Source organism: Brachyspira sp. (assembly GCF_050873525.1).
Lineage (GTDB): Bacteria > Spirochaetota > Brachyspiria > Brachyspirales > Brachyspiraceae > Brachyspira.
Window position 1 is genome coordinate 1 of the sequence record NZ_JBNMIZ010000004.1, and the last position, 21,412, is coordinate 21,412.

Here is a 21,412-nt window from a genome sequence, read left to right on the forward strand (position 1 = left end):
CAAAAAGATATTTGTATTTAATTATAATTTTACATAAAGTGGATTACTTCGGTTTTTGGCAAAACCTCGTAATGACAGTGCAAAAAAATTGTCATTGCGAGCGACTGAAAGGAGCGAAGCAATCCACTATTAATAAAACTAATTTTAAAAATAAAATTTTATTTTGATTGGATTACTTCGCTATCGCTCGTAATGACAATAAAATAATATATTCGTAATAACGAAGTAAAAAACAGTCATTGCGAGGCTCTGCCGAAGCAATCCACACTGTATAAGATTACCACGCCTCACGCTGTGTGCCTCGCCAAAGGGCGGACAAAGTCTCGGCAACCGCTCGTAATTACGACTGAAGAAGATTGTTTTGAGGCTTATTGCTTCTTGTAATGAATGAAAGTAAAAAATAATCAAGCGATTATAATAAACTATCGTATAAATCGTCCCAATTAGGATTAATTTTTTCTATTAAATCTATTTTCTTTTTTCTGCTTCCAGCTTTTATTTGCTTTTCTCTTGCGATTGCGCTTTCAATATCGCTATAAATTTCATAATAACCTAATTTATCCACTCCGTATTTTTTAGTAAATCCTTCAATAAGTTTGTTTTTATGTTGATGAATTCTTTTTATTAAATCGCTCGTTACTCCGACATAAAGCGTCCCATTTTTTCTATTAAATAAAATATAAATATAGCTTTCTTTTTTCATTTGTTTAGTTGTCAATACAGTTTATAGATTTATTATATTATAGGATTTTATTAAATATAATCAAATTTTATTATTTTGGATTACTTGGCGACTGCCCGACTTTGTCGCGGGCTACGCCCTCGTAATGACGATTAAAAATACCATTTGCAATGGACGAAGTAAAAAACAGTCATTGCGAGGCTATGCCGAAGCAATCCACACTGTATAGATTGCCACACTTACGCTCGCAATGACGGTAAAAATTCCTATGTAATGACTATAAAAAATACTTTCGCAATGACGAATTTTATTTACTTTTCTTTAGATTTTTTTTGTTTTTCTCTTTCTTGTTTGGCGAAATAATCTATAATTTCTTCGGATTCTTTTTCGCTGATTATTTCACATCTATATAAATTGTATATAAACTTTACTCTTTCGTATTCTTCTCTTGTGATTTTTTTAACTATTCTAATCATAATATTTATTATATCAAAAATAAATCGTTTTGTCAATAGGATTAAATTGTATTACAAACATTGCCTTGACTATGAGTAGCCGAAGTATTACCGCTTGAAGTTATCCAAAGTTTAGATAAAGTCGAACCGTTTAAACCTATATAAAGTCCTCCAACTATATATGGTAATGCAACGCTTGAAGTATTATTATTTGTAAATACCGTAATTGCATTAAAATTCGTTTGGTATCCGTAGGATTTTATTTGCCCGCCACCAGTGAGAGTCACTGTGTTTGCGGTTGTATCTACACTAAAATTTCCATTGCCTGCACTTTCTGTTCTTGGATAAAATGGAATTATTGAATTAATTTTAGTTTCTATTCTTCCGTTTTCCGCCAAGTCATTAGTTCCAAAAGCGGTAACCGTTACATAATATAAAGTGTTTGCTTGTATATTGGCGCTTGTCGGATAGCTCAAAGTAAAATTGCTTCTTGTATGAGTATCGACTCGAACGGTTGGATATCCTCCATCCGAACCTAATAAAGCGTTTGTAAAAGTAGTTGTAGTGCTTATATATAAATTGAATCCCACAAAATCATCAGCCAAAACCCCAGACCAAAAACTTAAACTAAGAGAATTTCCATTTCCTGGAATCGGTTTTATATCATAAGGCGGATTATATTCGTCAACGATTGTAATAAGCTCGTCCGAACAAGAATTAAATATAAACAGTAAAAAAATCAAAAATATAATATTCTTCATAAATCAATAACTCAATATATTTCCGCTTGTCTGAAGGCAATAATCGACATTCGCGCTCGAACCGCTTACGCTTCTGACAAATATTTTTCCATAATAATTTGTTCCGTTATCTATCGTCCTTGTTAAATATAATTGCTGCGCTACAACTGGTAAAGATGCCGTTGAATATCCGTTCGTTGGAGGAACTGTCACTTCGCTTAAAGAAGATGCCGAAACGGATTGAATTCCTCCAGTAGTATTTTGAATATTTAAACTTCCAGATAAAGTCGCTAATTGTCTACTTCCGAGTGAAATACTTCCAGAAACAGTTGCTCCCAAAGTTTCTGGGCGAGGAGTAGCCATTTTAACATAATTATCATAATAATAATAACTTTCATTTTGCGGCGTTATTTGATAGGCGCTAACCCATACATATATTGGAATTCCCTGTTTCAATTCGTCAGCCGTGAGAGTTAGAATTTCTCCGCTTCCCTGCGAATAATAGCTTCCAACTTGTATCGTGTAAGTATGAGTGGTTATATCTGCCGAACCTTTTACCGAAATTGTCGGGCGGGCTTTTTGCGAATTATATAATCTATATTTTTGAGGATTTACGCTGTCTCCGAAATATATATTATAACCGCTAAACGCTGGCTCGTTATTTTGCGATTGAAATTCAACCGTTATGCTGTTTGGACCGGGAATAAGTTTTGTAATGAAAGGCTGATTCATTTCCAAAGTTATACTCGTAACATCGGGAAGTCCGCAGGATACGGAAAATATAATTATCGCTAATATTAAACTTATCAATCTTTTCATTATAATAGTAAATCTTCACAAGCTTTATATTATGTTAATTATAATATAACCTCAAAAAAAGTCAATAGTTTTATTTAAATTTTTTTTATTTTTCTATTATTTTAAACAATTATTTTTCAAAAAAGTTAATTGTTTTTTTATTTATTCGTGCTTCCGAAACCGCCTTCTCCTCTAATCGATTCGGATAAACTTTCAACTTCTTCAAATTCGACTTTTTCCACTTTTGAAAATACTATTTGAGCGATTCTATCTCTAAAATTAATAGTAAAAGGCTCTTCGCTTAAAGACGCCAATATTATTTTAAGCTCTCCTCTATAATCGCTGTCTATAGTCGCGGGAGAGTTTAAACAAAATATTCCATGCTTTAACGCGAGAGAACTTCTGCTCCTCACTTGCGCCTCGTATCCTTCGGGTATTTCCAAATATAATCCCGTAGGAATCAAAACTATATCGTTTTTTTTCATTGTTATAGGCTCTTCAACATTCGCATGCAAATCCAAACCAGACGCGCCCGCCGTTTGATATTTTGGTAAAGGATTTTTAGATTTATTGATTATTTTTATTTTAAGCATAAATTTTTCCTTCTTTATATAAAATTATCGGAATAAAAACGAAATCGCCATTATAATAATAAGCGCCGTTATTCCCTGAATTAAAGTCGCCAAAGTTCTCGCTTTATACGCGTCTTTAATTTTTAAGCCCGAAAGTTCAACGACTATCCAAAAATAACTGTCGTTTGCATGAGAGACTACCATCGAACCCGCGCCGATTGACATTAAAACCAAAACCTGCGAAATCGCCGTTGTGTATCCCAGAGTTTCCAAAAATGGAGCGAAAACCGTAGCAACCGTTACAACCGCTATTGTCGAAGAACCCAAAATTATTTTAAGTAAAGAAGATAAAGCGAAAGGAAGTATAAGCCCCAGACTTACCGAAGAAAATAAACTATTTAACTGAGGAATATAATTTACAAGTTCGGTTGATTTTAAGACTTCGGCAAAAGCTCCGCTCGCGCCGACTATCGCCAATATTCTTCCCGAACTCGCTATACCGTCTCCAATCCACATGTGAATTTCTTCTTTATTGAATTTATGAGTAAGAGAAAGCGAAGATAAAAATCCGATAAATAAAGCCATCGAAGGTTCGCCCAAAAATATAAATATTTTTTTAATCAATTCGTCAAGTTCTATCGGAAAAAATCTCACTATAGTTCCCATTGCCATTAATATTATAGGAACAAAAATTGGAGCGAAAGATTTAAAAGCGGGAGGCAACTCTCCAATATCGCTAATCAATGTTTCGTAAGTTGGCGATTTATCTACATAATTAGGTTTTTGAATATATTTTGAAATAAATATTCCGTAAAAAGCTCCCATTAAAGAAGTTGGAATTGCCACTATCAAACCTATAATAATTACAGTGAGTAAATGTCCTTTCAAATCGAATAAATTAACCACGGCGGCTGGTCCTGGAGTAGGTGGAATAAGCGCATGCGACGCGTAAAGTCCTGTCGATAAAGCGATTGATAAAGCTACGGGAGACGCTCCAGTTTTTTTGGCGACTACTTTTCTTAAAGGAGTCAAAATCAAATAACCAGAATCGCAGAAAACGGGAATAGAAACTATAAATCCGAGTATATTCATTGCAATCGCGGGATGGTATCTGCCGACTATTTTTATTACGACTTCGCCCATTTTTAAAGCTGCGCCCGACATTTCGAGTATATTTCCTATAATGCTTCCCAATACGATTATTATTCCTACATTTGAAAGTGCGTATCCGAAACCTTTTCCTATTAAAGCGGATATTTCCGTAATAGAATCGGGTTCTTTACTTGACGGAACATGCAAAGCGAAAGCCAAAAATATTGCGACTAAAATCATAGCGATAAACGGATGAGCTTGAAATTTCATGGTCAAAATCATAAGCATCGCTATTGATACGATAAGCATGATTATTGAAAAATAACTAATCATTAAATATCCTTAAAAAGTAATATATTTTATAAATTTTTTATAATTCTTCTTCTGGCACTTCAGCGTTAATATAGCCTTCTTCAAAAAAATCAATCAGTTCTTTTTCCGCGTTTTTTGCGGTTTCTTCCATTCCGTCTTCGTATTCTATTTCGAGTATTAAATTAGCTCCCTGAAAAGCTCCAAGTCCCATTATATTAAATACGCTTTTTGCATCGGCTCTCACTCCGTTATAAAGCAGAAATATTCCAATATCGGAATATTCCGATTTGCTTGATATTTGAGACAAAACTCCCGCGGGTCTTAAATGCATGCCGTTTTTACTTTTTATGGTTACAACATTCGTTAATGTCATAATAATTAAGATTCTCCAATTTTTGATTATTATAACATATTTCTTATAATTTTCAATATTTGCTTATTTTAGTTATTATCCTCTCGACTGTTTATCTTTCCACTTTTTTATAACCGTTTCTACTTCGTCTCTCGAATATGAAGAATTTTTAACTATCTCGTCCGTTTTCCATCCTTGTTTATACATTTTGATAATAAATTCTTCTTTCTTATTGTCGACTACACTCGATTTGCTTCTTTTAGTTGTGGTTTTTCCATCCGACATGTATTTTTCGGCGTTATCGAGCAAATCTTGTAAATATCTAACGAAATACTCGGCTCTTTCAAGATTCTTAACTATACTGTCGTTTTCTTTTTTCATGCGGTTCAAATTTTCTCTTTGATTTTGCATCTCTTCGAGTATAACATTAAGTTCTTCGAGTTTATTTAGGAATAATTGAACTTTCTTGTCGTTTTTCTCCAATTTATTAAAATCTTTTTCAAGCGAAGAAACTTTATTCATGAAACTTTTTCGCATTTCTTCGGCGTCAACCATAGCCGTTTTTATATTGTCCACTTTTTCCAATACGCTTTCCGTTTCGATTTCGGCTTTATTCATTTGAGATAAAATATTATCCGCCTGCTCTTCTTTTTCTTTTATAAATGAAAGTTTATCTTCGATTTGCGAAGCTATATCTATAACGGCTTTTATTCCTTCTTCCGTATTTTCTATCATAGCGTTGTTTTCCGCTATATTTACGAATCTGTTTTGAATATCGTCCGTCATTTCCATAAGCATGCTGACTTTTTCCTGCGTATCTTTTAGGCTTTCTTTTTCTTTTTTGATGCCTTTTGCGTATTCCAATATCTCTTCATGCATTTGTCTGAGTTCTTCAAATTCGGACATGGTTTTACTAATATCGGATGCGGCGATTTTAGTATCGTTTACAAGGACATCCAATTTTGCCACATCTTCTTTTATGAATTTTGCGCTTTCTTCCGCTTTATCAAATATTTTTACCGTGTTCATATATCGGTTAATATCTTTTTCTATATCTTCGATTTTCATTTTTACAATATCGTATTCGTTTGAAATATCGTCTGATTTTTCGTCAAGCATATTGTCTATTGCCATTACGACTCCGTTAAGTTTGGTAGTCAAAGCGTCCGTTCTAACATCCAAATCTTTAAGAATAATATTCGTTTTTTCGTTATAAGTTAAATCTATCTCTTCCAATCTTGCTTCAATTTCGCTCGAATATTTTGTTATATCGTTTTCCAAAGCGTCAACAATATTTTTCATGCCTTCGATTCTATTGTCATATATATCCAAATTTTCGGTTTGCGCTTTTATTATCTCGTTTTTCGCGTTTTGAACATTTTCTTTAACTTCGTTCATAAGCAAAGCTAAAGTCTGTTCTAAATTAGAGTTGAGCCTTGCAATATATTTGTCGTATTTTTCGTTTGTCTGTTCTTCTATCGCTCCTAAACTTTCTTCTATAATGGAATTGGCGTCCGCTATTTTTTCATTAACCGCAGTGGATATTGAATCTTTTAATTCCAATAACGATTCGGATAATATTTCGCAGTTCGATTTCAATTCGTCAAATTGAGAATTTTTATCTTTCAATAATTCTTCTATTCTTTCGGAAATATTATTTATAAGCGAATCGAATTCTCCAACTTTTCCGTCAATGGATAATCTGGCGTTATTTGAAAGTTCTTCGAGTCTTTCGTTGAATCTTTTTCCCTGTTCTTCAATATCTTCCGAATATTTGCCGATTTTATTTTGCAATTCTGATGCTTTTTCTTCTATAATCGATTTTAATTTTTCTATGGAAGGAGTAAATTCGTTTTCCAAATTTTTCATTTTCTCTTCCACATCTTTCAATTTTTCATGATTATTTTCAACCGAAGCCATAAACTCTTCTTTGATTTTAAGCGCTTCCGTTAATTCGCTTGTCATACTATTAACCGAATTAGTCAAATTGGATTTGCTATTTTCAATTTCATCGTATAAAGAGTTTATTTTATCTTTATATTCTTTATAGCTGTCTTCGAATAGGGTAGCAAAAGATTCATGATTTCTTTCCTCTCTATCGGCGTAGAATTTTTCCGAAGTGAGATACATTTCTTTTAATTTTGCCATCTCTTCGTTGTATCTTTCTTTTATTTCGTCTATAGATTTTTCTTCTTCGAGTCCTATCGACATTTTGAATTCGCTTATAATTTCCTCTTCGTAATCGGATAATTTTTTGCTCAATTCTTTCATGTTGTCGTCAAGTTTTCCGTTCATTATGCCAAAGGATTCGTTTAATTTATCGTTAATCGTATTTTCTATATCTTCGATAGATTTTTTAATATCGGAGAATTTATCGAATTTGCTCGTTTCTTTATTTATAAAATTCTGAACTGCCGTCATTATATGGGGAGTCAAATCGTTCGTTTCTTTTATAATCTGTTCGTTGAAAGAGGCGATTAAATTGTCTATAGTTTCTTTAGATTTGCCCAAATAATCGGCGTTTATATGATTTTCAATAGAATTAAGATAATCTTCAATTTCTTTAACTCTTTCGTTGAACATATTTTCTTTTTTAGTTATTCTTTCGGACGCTTTATTTGCCGCTTCCGCTACCGCTTCGGTTAAACTGTCGAGTTTATTTTTTATATTTATATCGCTGTTTTTAACCATATCTATTAAAGCTTCTCTTTCTTTGCGGACATTTTCTATATCCTGCGTTATATGTTTTTGAGACTGTCCCAAAACTTTAATTTCGTTTTCCTGTTCTTTCAAATTAACTTTTATCGTTTCAACCAAAGCGTCTATATTATTATGCGCTTCGTCTATTCTATTTATTATGCTTTGAACTTTTTCGTTTTCTATCGCATCGACTTTATTTTTAGCTTCTTCGACTCTTTCCTCGATATCGGCGAATATATTTAACGCTTCGCTTTTCAAATTATCTACTTCCAAATCTATGGCATCTCTGTAAAATTCTTTAATTTTATCTGGCTCCGAATATGCGTTTTCAAAATGTTCTATTCTCGCTTCGACTCTCTTTCTAAAATCTTCGTTGGATTCTTCAAACACTTTTACAATATCGTCTCTAAATGTATCGTAAGAAAAATCGTTACTTAAAGCTTCCTCTTTCAAACTTTCAAACATATCTAATATATATTTTTTTTCTTCTTCTATCATAGAGGAAATTTCTTCTCTGCTAGGAATATCCAAAGAAATTTTATTATTTAATTCTTCGATATTTTCCGCTATTTTTAATTTTTCCTGCGACAACATACTAATGGCTTCTTCTTGTTCTTTCATTAAATCGGAGATTGATTTTTTGAAATTTAAGAATTCGTCTATAAGTTTATCTCTGTCGTTTTCAATCGAATTCAAAGCGTCATTTGAATAAATCGCTCCGCTTTCGTATTTAAGTTTTATCTCTTCGATTTCCGCCGATAATCTCTCTCTTTCAATTTGCAAATTTCCAGCCAAATTATTTATATTAATTATTCTTTCGGAGAATTCGTTTCTAAAATCGGATATTTCCGCCATTATATTTTCTTTATATCGTTTTATGCTTTCGGAAAAATCTTCTTCCAAAATATTGAAACTGTTTTTAAGCTGCGCTTCATGTTCTTTATACATATTTTCAAAATCTTCCGAAGTCGGCAGCGAGCCTATAAGTTCGTCTCTAAGCGAAACAAATTCTCCTTTGAGCGAATCTTTTTCTTCGATAAATATTTGGCTTATGTCTTCAATAGTAGGCATGTCTTTAAGAATATTTTCTTTCATTTCGGACAGTTTATTTTCAATTTTTTCATCGATAGAAATTTCTTCTTTAGACAATACTTCCGCTACCGATTCAACTGTTGAATAATTTTCTTCCAAGTTTTTCTTAAGTTCGTCCAATATTTCGTCAATTCTTAATCTTTCTTTTTCAATTAGATTTTCAATATACGCTTTGTCAATCATTTCAATATTATTTGACGCTTCTTCCTTTCTGTTTTCTACGGACGAAGCAATACTGTCTTTATATTGATTTATAAGTTCTTTAACCTCGTCAATGGTAATTGAACTTTCTTTAAAGTTTTCAATTTTTTCGTTTATATTTTTGTTTAACTCTTCAAGTGAAGAATGCAATTTTTCTTTTTCGGCGTCTAATAAACTATTGAAGTTATTCAAATATTCTTCTTTAATAGAATCAAGTTTATCTTCGCTTGACATATATTCCACTCTAACGGCGGATTTGAAATTATCCAATTCTTCTATCAATCTTGCTTTTTCTTCTTCGAATATTTCTGCAAAATTTTTGTTTTCGATTTGATTGTTTAGAAGTTCGTTTTTAAACGCTTCAAATTCTTCTCTCCATTCGTCTTTTTCCGAAACGAATAAATCGGTAAGCTCTTCCATGTTAGGAAGATTATCTTTTAACGATGCCAAATCTTCCTCTATTTTAGAATACATATCTTTTTTAAGTTGATATATTGTTTCTATCAAATCTTTTTTATCTCTTTCCAATTCGCTTGAAAGTTCGGACGCGTTATTATCCAATCTATTTATATAAGATTCCAAATCGGATAATCTAATCTCAATATCTTTTGAATTATCGTTTTTAATTTCGATTGCATAATCCATAGCTTTATCGTTTTCTTGTTTAATAGAATTTTGAATATTTTCAAGTTTGGATTTTATGCGCTCTTCGTATTCGCTTAAAACCGTATCCAATTTATATTTATATTGTTCAATATTTTCGTTTATAGAACTTTGATTATATTCAATATCTTTGAATCTATCTTCGAGCGCCTCTATGCTGTTTTCTACTTCCGAGATTTTATTTTCAAATGCGGATGTTAATTCGTTTTCTCTGCTGTCGATATTTTCTATTTTTTCTTTCAATTCGTTTATCATATCGAACATATTTGCAATATCGTTATTGTTTGCCGAATTGATATTTTCTTTAACTGAATCTAAACCGCTTATAAGAGAGTTAAGATTATTTTCTTTCCAAGAATTCAAATCTTTTTCCATTTCGGTTATTTTATCTTTATATTCTTCAAACGATTCTTCCAAAGATAAATTTAATTTAGTTTCCAATTTTTCTTTTAACGATTTGAATTTATCGTTTAATAAATCGCCATACAATTCTTTTATTTTATTTTTGTCCGCCCAAGAATCCTCGAAGAATCCTATACGCTTTTCAATTCTTTCGTTAAATTCTTTATTGCTATTATTTATATTATTGGTTATATTTTCCAATTCTTCTTTTAAAGCGGATTTTAAATCGGATATTTTATCTTCGTATTCGTTAGTAGGAATTGGAGCTGCATTATCATTAATATTTTTATTTTCAATTTTTTCATTTATAACCGATTTGCATGATTCGAATTCTTTGAGCAAATTATTTAAAGACTTCGCCAATTCGATTTTATCGTTGTCTATTTTATCCGAAACTATTTTATTATTTTCCTCCAACTGAATAACGGAATTTTCCAGATAATATAATTTATCCGATATATAGTTTAAATTATCCGTATCGGAATTATTTTTAAACGAATCGTATAAATCAAATAATTCTTTTCTTATTGATTCAAAAGAAGCGGATTGTTTATTTTCAATTTCGTCTTCGTAAGCGGAAATTCTATTTATAATATAGTTTTCTTTATCGTTTACAAAATCGTTAATTCGGTTTTCTATATTTTCTATTTTTTCCGTCCATTCTCTGAACTCTAAAATATATTCTTCCAAATAAGAATCGATATATTTTCTGTTTGAATCTTCTATTTTTGAAATGATTTCATTTTTCTTATCTTCCGAACTTTCAATAAACAAATCGATATTTTCTTTTGCATTTTTCAATTCGGCTAATAAATCGTTCAAACTGCCGTCTTCCAAAGAAGATATATTATTTTCTATTTTGCCCAATTGTTCCTGCATATTTACGACTTCTTCAAATAATTTATCGACTTCATTATTTAGCGCAATATTCGCTTCTTTAGAATTATCAAAATTATTTTTTAAGCTATAAACTTCATTTTCCAAATTGTAAAGTCTTTCAAAATCTTCTTTAAAAGAATTGAATGCTTCTTCCAATTTTATTTTTTCCGATTCTAAATTATTAATCGTATCGTTATTTTTTATCGATTCTAATTCAAATCTAAAATCTTCGATATTTGCCAAAATTGAATTTTTAAGTTCTTCAATATCGGTTTCGGAAACCTGCATTTTTTCAATAATATCTCTTCCGAAAGCGTCAAAAGAATTTTCAAGTTTAATTTTTTCTTCTTCAAATAAACCCGCCATATTTTCTTTATTCGCGTTTAATAATTCGTATTTGAAAGAGGACAAATATTCTTTTAACTGATTTATCTGCTCGTTATTTAATACGGAACTTTCTATATTTACAAATTTATCGTCAAAATACTGACTAACGGATTCGTATTTTTCGTTAATGTCGGATATTTTTTTGTCTAATTCTTCGGACAATTTATTTATTTTTTCTTCCAGTTTTTCTACAATTTTATTATTTTCGGAAGATTTTATATCGTCAATTTTTTGTTCTAAAGAAATATATTTTTCTTCTATGCCAGATATTTTTTCATCTACTTTTCCATATAATTCTTCTACTTTATCATTATTCGCTAATCCTTCAAATTTTCCTTCCAAATTAGAAATAGCTTCGTTTGTAATATTAGAATTCGCTTCCAATCTTTCTATTGCATTTTCTATATCCACATTCAATGCGCTAAACGATTCTTCTATTTTATTTTCCAACTCCAATTTATCGCTTTTCAATTCATTCAATTTTTCCTCTATTTTATCTTCCGCTTCTTTAGAATATGTTTTTAAATATTCTTCTATGTAATTTTTATCTCCGTTTTCGTTTTTAATTATATCTATTTCATTTTTTATATTTTGAAGATTATTTTCCAACTCGGAACTTGCATTCTCATAAGCCTTATTAAGCAATATTGAATATTCTTCATAATCGGCTCGCAAACTGTCTGCCAATTCTTTTATATCGTCCGTAAATGATGCATTTTCATTATTTCTGTTATGTTCTATATTTTTTATCTCTTCGTTATATTTTTCTATCGCTTCGTTTATAGTTTTATGAATAGACTCTAAATTATTTTCAATTTCGCTATTTACTCTACCGTCTATATTATTAATTCTATTTTCTATATCATTTATTTTATTGTTTATATTACTATCTATGCGTGAATAGATTTCATTCTCCTTCGACTCTATAGTTTTTAACATATCGGATAGAAACTCATTCTTCTTACCTTCCGAACTCTCTATGAAATTAGATATACTTGCTTTAGCTTCTTCTAATTGATTCAATAATTCACTTAAATTACTTTCCTTCCAATCGACTATTCCATTTTCTATACTATCTACTCTATCTTTCAATTCGGCTAGATAATTCTCAAACTTAGTATCCGCTTCTTTTCGTATATTCTCTACCTCTTCTCGCAACTCATCATTAAACATCCTGCGCACTTTATGACTGTCTGACCATACATCTTCAAAATATTCTATCCTCTTCTCCAATCTATCCCTAAAATCTTTATTGGTATCGTTGAAATCCTTGAATACAGAATCTATTCTTTTCTCTATCGCATCAGCTTTATTCATTGAATCAAGCAAATTCTCTTTCACAGACTCGAAATCTTTATTCAATAATTCCAAATCGTTAAGCAATTCCCCAGAATCTGTCGCTATTCTATCTTCAATATTCTCACTGAATACTTTTAATCTTTCAGATAAATTATCAACCTCGCTTCGCAATTCTGAATCCATTCCATCTATCTTATTCTTCAATTCCGATAATTCTTTTTCTAATCCGATTACCTTATCAAAATCTACTCGCAATGACGATAATGAATCTTCCATTTGTGCTTTATTCTCATTCAATAATTCTATCCTGTTATCTTCTTTTATCGTATTCATATCGTTTCGCAAAGATTCTATGCTCGAGATTAAATTACTCTTCTCTTCTTCTAATTGATTCTTTATGTATGTCAAATCGCTCTCGTTATTCGATACTCGATTAAGCAAGTTGTTGGAAAATTCCTCAAACATATTCTCTATCTTCTCTTTCTCTCTATCGAATAGAGTAGGGAGTTCTATCTCGTTCGCTCGCATAGTTTGAGATTTCATTAATTCCAATTCTTCTTTAATATCCTCTATTTGATTAAGTAGTAATTCTTTCTCGCTGTCATACAACTTAACATACTCGTCCCTATCTATCAAAGAACCTTTCATTGATTCTATCGCTCTGTCTATTTCGTTATCTCTATATGATAAACTTTCTTTCAAATATTCTATTTCGTTATTTATATCGCTCTTAACTTCGTTTATTAAATTGGATAAATCTTCAACATATTTCAATTTCTTATCGTAATCCTCGATTATTGACAATACGCTTTCGTTATTGGAGATTAAACTATCCGCTTGTTCTCTAATTCTATTGTCTATGCCTTCTTTCAATTCGTTAAATTCGTTCTTTAATTCTTCAACTCTATTGTTTACTACTTCGTCCGCATAATTCTTCATTTCCGCTATTGATTCTTCAGATTTCGCATTATACATATCTTTTGTTTTTTCAATTAAATCATTAACGCCTTTATATAAACTGTCAAATGATGCATTCAAGGTTTCATTTAACCCGTTTACCTTCTCGTCTATACTTAAACTTGTCTTATTTAAATATTCGTCTATATAATTTGTTTCATTCTCTAAATGCTTCGCTTCTGATTCTTCTCGATTCTTCTCTATCTCATCTTTCAATTGAATAGCATAATCGCTTAATGAATTCTTTTCATTATCATATAATTCTTTAAGTGTAGTAAGATAATTCTCATAATCCTCTTTAATTTGAACGCCGATATTTTCTACTTCTTCCAATATATTTTGATTCTCTTCAAGTCTATGGCTTTCTAATTCGTTTAATTCTTCTCTGTATTTTTCTACCACAGATTCTATTAATTCCTTAAGTTCTTCAACTTTATTATTTATTCCAGATTCAGCTTCACCAAATATATCGTTAGCTTTGTTTTCTATATATTCTCTTCGCTCGTCTATGAAATCGCTTAAGTCTTTTGCCTTGCCTTCAATATTCTCCCGTATATCATTAACATATATATCTATATAATTTAGTTTATTGTCTATATTATTCTTCATATTGTCCGCATTGGAGGAAATCTCATTTAATTTCATCGCCAATGTGTCCATTCTTACCTTATATTCGTCCGTCAAAATATCCGAATGACTCTTCAATTCTTCGTATTCTTTCTTTAATTCGGCAAGCGTAGTTTCAATTTCGCTATTAACTCTGCCGTCTATATTATTAATTCTATTTTCTATATCGTTTATCTTCTCATTAAGATTACTATCTATACGAGAATAGATTTCACTCTCCTTCGCCTCTATAGTTTTTAACATATCGGATAGAAACTCATTCTTCTTACCTTCCGAACTCCCTATGAAATTAGTTATACTATTCTTTGCTTCTTCTAATTGATTCAATAATTCATTCAAATTACTTTCCTTCCAATCAGATATACCACTCTCTATACTGTCCACTCTGGCTCTCAATTCGGTTAGATAATTCTCAAACTTAGTGTCCGCTTCTTTTCGTATATTCTCTACCTCCTCTCGCAACTCATCGTTAAACATCCTGCGAACTTTATGACTGTCAGACCATACATCCTCAAAATATTCTATCCTCTTCTCCAATCTATCCCTAAAATCTTTATTCGTATCATTGAAGTCCTTGAATACTAAATCTATCTTATTCTCTATTAACTCTGCCTTATTCATAGAGGACAATAGATTTTCTTTCACCGACTCGAAATCTTTATTCAATAATTCCAAATCGTTAAGCAATTCTCCAGAATCAGTCGCTATTCTATCTTCAATATTTTCGCTAAATATTTTTAATCTCTCCGATAAACTATCAACCTCGCCTCGTAACTCTAAATCCATTCCAGATATCTTATTCTTCAATTCAGATAATTCTTTTTCTAAACCTATTACCTTCTCAAAATCCATTTTCAATGACGATAATGAATCTTCCATTTGTGCCTTATTCTCGTTCAATAATTCTATCCTGTTATCTTCTTTAATAACATTCATATCATTACGCAAAGATTCTATACTCATTATTAAATTAGTCTTCTCTTCTTCTAATTGATTTTTTATATAAGTCAAATCGCTCTCGTTATTCGATACTCGATTTAATAAATTATTGGAAAACTCCTCGAACATATTTTCTATCTTCTCTTTCTCTCTATCAAATAGGGTAGGTAATTCTATCTCATTTGCCCGCATAGTTTGGGATTTCATTAATTCCAATTCCTCTTTGATATCCTCTATCTGATTGGTTAGTAATTCCTTCTCGCTGTCATACAACTTAACATATTCGTCCCTGTCTATCAAAGAACCTCTCATTGATTCTATCGCTCTGTCTATCTCATTATCTCTGTATGATAAACTTTCTTTCAAATATTCTATCTCGTTATTTATATAGCTCTTTACTTCATTTATTAAGTTAGATAAATCCTCCACATATTTTAATTTCTTATCGTAATCCTCGATTATTGATAATACGCTCTCGTTATTAGAAATCAAACTATCCGCTTGTTCTCGTATTCTATTATCTATACCTTCTTTCAATTCATTAAACTCATTCTTTAAACTTTCTATTGTGGAACTCATAGAATCTCTAACTTCAGATATTTTACTGTCCACAAGTTCGCTGGCATAATTCTTCATCTCCGCTATCGATTCTTCCGCTTTAGCGTTATACATATCTTTTGTTTTTTCAATTAAATCATTAACGCCTTTATATAAACTATCAAACGATGCATTCAATGTCTCATTCAATCCGTTTACTTTTTCCTCTATACTTAAACTTGTCTTATTTAAATATTCGTCTATATAATTAGTTTCATTTTCCAAATGCTTCGCTTCCGACTCTTCACGTTTCTTCTCTATCTCATCCTTCAATTGAATAGCATAATCGCTCAATGAAGATTTTTCATTATCATACAATTCTTTAAGCGTATTGAGATAATTCTCGTAATCCTCTTTTATTTGAATGCCGATATTCTCTACCTCTTCCAATATATTTTGATTCTCTTCAAGCCTGTAATTTTCTAATTCGTTTAACTCTTCTTTGTATCTTTCTACCGCAGATTCTATTAATTCCTTAAGTTCTTCAACTTTATTATTGATTCCAGATTCCGCTTCGCCAAATATATCGTTAGCTTTATTTTCTATATATTCTCTTCGCTCGTCAATGAAATCGCTTAAATCTTTTGCCTTGCCTTCAATATTCTCCCTGATATCATTAACATATATGTCTATGTAATTAAGTTTATTGTCTATATTATTCTTCATACTGTCCGCATTGGAAGAAATCTCATTCAACTTCATTGCCAATGTGTCCATTCTTACCTTATACTCGTCAGTCAAAATATCCGAATGCTCACGCAATTCTTCGTATTCTTTCTTCAATTCGGCAAGCGTAGTTTCAACCTTGCTACTAACTCTGCCGTCTATATCATTAATCCTATTTTCTATATCGTTTATCTTCTCGTTTATATTACTATCTATGCGTGAATAGATTTCATTCTCCTTCTCTTCAATATTCTTAAGCATCTCAGATAGAAATTCATTCTTCTTACCTTCCGAACTATCTATAAAACCTTCTATACTTGCTTTAGCTTCTTCTAATTGATTCAATAATTCATTAAGATTTTCTTCTTTCCAATCAACTACGCCTTTCTCTATATTATCAAATTTCTCTTTCAACTCGGAAATATAATTGTCAAACTTCGTATCCGCTTCTCTTCGGATGTTTTCTACCTCTTCTCGCAACTCATCGTTAAACATCCTGCGAACTTTATGGCTGTCAGACCACACATCCTCAAAATATTCTATCCTCTTCTCTAATCTATCTCGGAAATCTTTATTGGTATCGTTGAAATCTTTGAATACTAAATCTATTCTTTTCTCTATCGCATCAGCTTTATTCATAGAATCAAGCAAATTCTCCTTCACAGACTCGAAATCTTTATTCAATAATTCCAAATCGTTAAGCAATTCTCCAGAATCAGTCTCTATCTTCTCTTCAATATTCTCGCTAAATATTTTTAACCTCTCAGATAAATTATCAACCTCGCCTCGTAATTCCAAATCCATTCCAGATATCTTATTTCTTAATTCCGTTAATTCATTTCCTAATATTGTTACTTTCTCAAAATCAACTCGCAATGACGATAATGAATCTTCAATTTGTGATTTATTCTCATTCAATAATTCTATCCTGTTATCTTCTTTAATCGCATTCATATCGTTTCGTAAAGATTCTATACTTGATATTAAATTAGTCTTCTCTTCTTCTAATTGATTCTTTATATAAGTCAAATCGCTCTCGTTATTCGATACTCGATTAAGTAAATTATTGGAAAACTCCTCAAACATATTTTCTATCTTCTCTTTCTCTCTATCGAATAGAGTAGGGAGTTCTATTTCATTTGCTCGAATAGTTTGAGACTTCATTAATTCCAATTCTTCTTTTATATCTTCTATCTGATTGGTTAGTAATTCCTTCTCGCTGTCATACAACTTAACATACTCATCCCTGTCTATCAAAGAACCTTTCATTGATTCTATCGCTCTGTCTATCTCATTATCCCTGTATGATAAGCTTTCTTTCAAATATTCTATCTCGTTATTTATATCGCTCTTAACTTCGTTTATTAAATTAGATAAATCTTCAACATATTTTAATTTCTTATCGTAATCCTCAATTATGGACAACACGCTTTCGTTATTGGAGATTAAACTATCCGCTTGTTCTCTAATCCTATTATCTATACCTTCTTTTAATTCGTTAAACTCATTCTTTAAGCCTTCAACAATAGAATTTATGGATTCGATTTTATTATTTACTACTTCGTCCGCATAATGCTTCATTTCCGCTATCGATTCTTCTGCTTTAGCGTTATACATATCTTTTGTTTTTTCAATTAAATCATTAACGCCTTTGTATAAACTATCAAATGATGCATTTAATGTCTCATTCAATCCATTAACCTTCTCGTCTATACTTAAACTTGTCTTACTTAAATATTCGTCTATGTAATTAGTCTCATTCTCTAAATGTTTCGCTTCGGATTCTGCTCGATTCTTCTCTATCTCATCCTTCAATTGAATAGCATAATCGCTCAATGAAGATTTCTCATTATCATACAATTCTTTAAGCGTATTGAGATAATTCTCATAGTCTTCTTTTATTTGAATGCCGATATTCTCTACCTCTTCCAATATATTTTGATTCTCTTCAAGTCTGTAGCTTTCTAATTCGGTTAATTCTTCTCTATACTTCTCAACGGCAGAATCTATTAATTCTTTAAGTTCTTCAACTTTATTATTTATTCCTTCTTCAGCTTCCCCAAATATATCGTTGGCTTTATTTTCTATATATTCTTTCTTCTCGTCAATATATTCGGTTATATCTTTTGCCTTGCCTTCAATATTCTCTCTAATATCATTAACATATACATCTATGTAATTAAGTTTGTTATCTATATTATTCTTCATATTGTCCGCATTGGAGGAAATCTCATTCAACTTCATCGCCAATGTGTCCATTCTTACCTTATACTCGTCCGTCAAAATATCCGAATGTTCACGCAATTCATCATATTCTTCTTTCAAATCGTTAAATGTATTTTCAATAATAAGATGGTATTTTGCCGTCATATTATCCAAATCGGTTTTCTTTTCGTCAAATAAATTGTCTATCTTTTCGCCCAAGTTATTATATTTATTTTCTATATCTAAAAATAATTCTTTTTCTTTTTCGTCAGCTTTTTCGTAAACACCGTTAATAGTTTTTTCAAAAGATTCTTTTCCAGTTTCAACTCTATGCATAATATCTTCAAGTTCGTCTTTAATTTTATTCATGCCTTCTCTTTTGCTATTTAAAAGATTTTCAAAAGATTCGGTAGCTTTGATTAATTCGCTATGAAGCATATCGACAATATTATTTTTATTTTTTTCGTTATATTTAATATTGTCATCAACGATATTATTTACTTTATTTTTGAAATCGTCCAAAGAAGTTTCCAAATTATTAATCATATCGTTATGTTTTCGCTCGCTTTCTTCGACAGATTTACGAACATTATCAACGCTTTCGGTTATGGATTTCATTTTAGTTTCTTCATAATTTTCAATCAATTTTTTTAACTGATTAGTCAAATTATTTATATAAGAATCGCCGTATTCCGTTAAATTATTTTTGATTTCGTTAATATTGTTTTCTGCGTCTTTTATTCCGTTTTCCAATTTTTGACTCGAATTGTCGATTAAATCTTTAATATCGGAAGAAGATTTTTCCAATAATTCGATTCTCTTTTCAATATTTTCTTTAATATTATTTTCCGTATCTCTGCTTAATTTTTCTATATTATTAAATTCTTCATTATATTTTTCTTTCAAAACGGACAATTTGCTATCCATTTCGCCCAAATTGGACGCGGTATTTTTGATATAATTGTCAATATTTTCTTCCAAATTAGCTTTTATATTATTATATTGATTTTCTAAATCTTGAATTTTAGCTCCAGCTTGAGTTTCCAAATCCTTATACAAATATTCTTTTTCCAAATTCAAAGAATCCAAAATTTCTTCCTGTTTATTTCCCAATATGGAAGCATACTCCGAAGTTTGATAATGGATTTCGTCTATTTTTTCTCTTAATAAATTTGTTTCGCTTTCGACATCCGCTCTGAGTTCGTTTATTTCGGCAATCAAAGAACCTCGAGCGTTATCTATAGAATATTCCATGTCGTCCTGCGTTTTGGATAAAATATCGTTTTTCAATTTTTCTATATCGTTTGAAATTTCTTCAAATCTGTTTTCCGCTTTAAGCAAAGTTTCTTCGCTCATTCCGTCCAACGCGATAATCAAATCGGATAATTCTTTAGTTTTATTTCTGTAAAGAGTTATTATTCCGTCATTTTCGTTTTCAAGGACATCTCTTATATTATTTGAAAATATTTCTACTTCGTTTAATAATCTTCTGTTTATATCGTCTTTAAGTTCGGTAAAATCCAAATCCAATCGGTTAGTTCTTTCGGCATAATCGTTTACAATGAAATCGGCTTTGTCTTTTATATTGTCTATTGACTGTTCCAAAGAAACCGCTTTTTGTTCGATGGATTCCAAAAACTCTTCTTTATCTTGAGTGATTTTTTCAAGTCCTTCTCTTAAAGAAGAATATAAAATTTCTTTAGTTTTTTCCATTTCGTCTCTAAACTCTAAAACCGTAGATTCGGTTATTGAATTTAATCTATCATGAATTGTGTCTCTTAAATTGATTAATTCGTTTTCGAGTCCGTCTTTAGACTGGCTTAAAGTTTCGTATCTTTCTTCTATGCTTTTTGATTTAAAATTAATTTCATCGGCAAATGAAGAATATTTATTAATAAGTTCCTCTCTGCTTCTTTCAAATAATTCCGTAAGCTGTTCGATATTGTTTTTTGCGGTTCTTTCTGCAAGCTGCGTAAGTTGATTCGTAAATAATTCTTCTTTTTTAGCGACATGGAGTTTAAACTCTTCCGTTAATGCGGAAATTTTTTCTTTTTCTTGTTCTGCCATATCGGTATAACGAGCGTCTCTGTCGAGCAGGTTAGAGGTAAGGGAATCGAATCTTTTATATAATTCCGATTCAAAATCGTTTAATTTGGAATTGTAGGATTCTATAAGTTTATCTTGAACCGAAGAAACATTTTTTTCTAGTTCAATCATTTTAGTTTTTACATCGGAAATTCTTTTATAAGTTTTTTCAATAGTATTTCTTTCTTTTAAAACCGTGTCGACTTTATTTAAAATATCCAAATAAGCTTCTTCCAAAGAATCTACTTGTTCCTGATATTGCGAAACTGCCGCTTTATAATCTTTATATGATTCTATTTTATTATTTAGTTTAGCCAAATCTTCTTCCATAGACTTGCTTATGAATCCCGCTTTTTTAACGGCAATCTCCAAATCTATAGCGTTGTCTCTCACTTCGGAAATTTTTTCTTCTATAATTCCTTCCAGAGCGGCTTTTTCTTCTTCAAAAATATTATTGAAATTACCCGTATTGGAATTTCTTTTATTGTCGATAATCTTGGCGATTCCAACTACTATTATAGGAATTATAAACATTAAAGCAAAGTTAAGAATAGGGAACATAAAAATCTCCAAATTATTTAATTAAGATAAATATATTAACATAATAATATATTATGTTAATATAAATGTCAATACTATTTTTTGAATTTTTTTTAAAAATAAAATCATAAAAATCTTGAAATATTTTGTCAAAATCATACTTGTAAATA

Annotated in this window: 8 protein-coding genes; all 8 read right to left on the reverse strand. The window is 30.8% G+C overall.

Translation table 11 applies throughout. The annotated features are described in order from the left end of the window. Positions 1-412 precede the first annotated feature (412 nt). Positions 413-703, reverse strand: a complete 291-nt coding sequence (locus tag ACR0QS_RS00630; protein WP_432631508.1) for a GIY-YIG nuclease family protein — start codon at positions 701-703, stop codon at positions 413-415. A 290-nt stretch (positions 704-993) separates the two neighbouring features. After that, complete coding sequence (locus ACR0QS_RS00635; RefSeq protein ID WP_432631509.1) at positions 994-1,158, reverse strand: hypothetical protein; 165 nt, start codon at positions 1,156-1,158, stop codon at positions 994-996. A gap of 41 nt (positions 1,159-1,199) precedes the next feature. Further along, on the reverse strand, positions 1,200-1,898 hold the full coding sequence (locus ACR0QS_RS00640) for a hypothetical protein (RefSeq protein WP_432631510.1): 699 nt from the start codon (positions 1,896-1,898) through the stop codon (positions 1,200-1,202). A 3-nt stretch (positions 1,899-1,901) separates the two neighbouring features. Next, positions 1,902-2,696 (reverse strand): hypothetical protein, encoded by a 795-nt coding sequence (locus ACR0QS_RS00645; RefSeq protein ID WP_432631511.1) that lies wholly within the window; start codon positions 2,694-2,696, stop codon positions 1,902-1,904. Between the two features lie 137 nt (positions 2,697-2,833). Continuing rightward, on the reverse strand, positions 2,834-3,268 hold the full coding sequence (gene dut, locus ACR0QS_RS00650) for a dUTP diphosphatase (RefSeq protein ID WP_432631512.1): 435 nt from the start codon (positions 3,266-3,268) through the stop codon (positions 2,834-2,836). 24 nt (positions 3,269-3,292) lie between these two features. After that, complete coding sequence (locus tag ACR0QS_RS00655) at positions 3,293-4,672, reverse strand: GntP family permease (RefSeq protein ID WP_432631513.1); 1,380 nt, start codon at positions 4,670-4,672, stop codon at positions 3,293-3,295. A gap of 37 nt (positions 4,673-4,709) precedes the next feature. Further along, entirely contained in the window at positions 4,710-5,024 is a 315-nt protein-coding gene (locus tag ACR0QS_RS00660; protein WP_432631514.1) for an HPr family phosphocarrier protein, read from the reverse strand. A gap of 75 nt (positions 5,025-5,099) precedes the next feature. Next, entirely contained in the window at positions 5,100-21,263 is a 16,164-nt protein-coding gene (locus tag ACR0QS_RS00665) for a SpiroCoCo family coiled-coil protein (RefSeq protein ID WP_432631515.1), read from the reverse strand. Positions 21,264-21,412 lie beyond the last annotated feature (149 nt).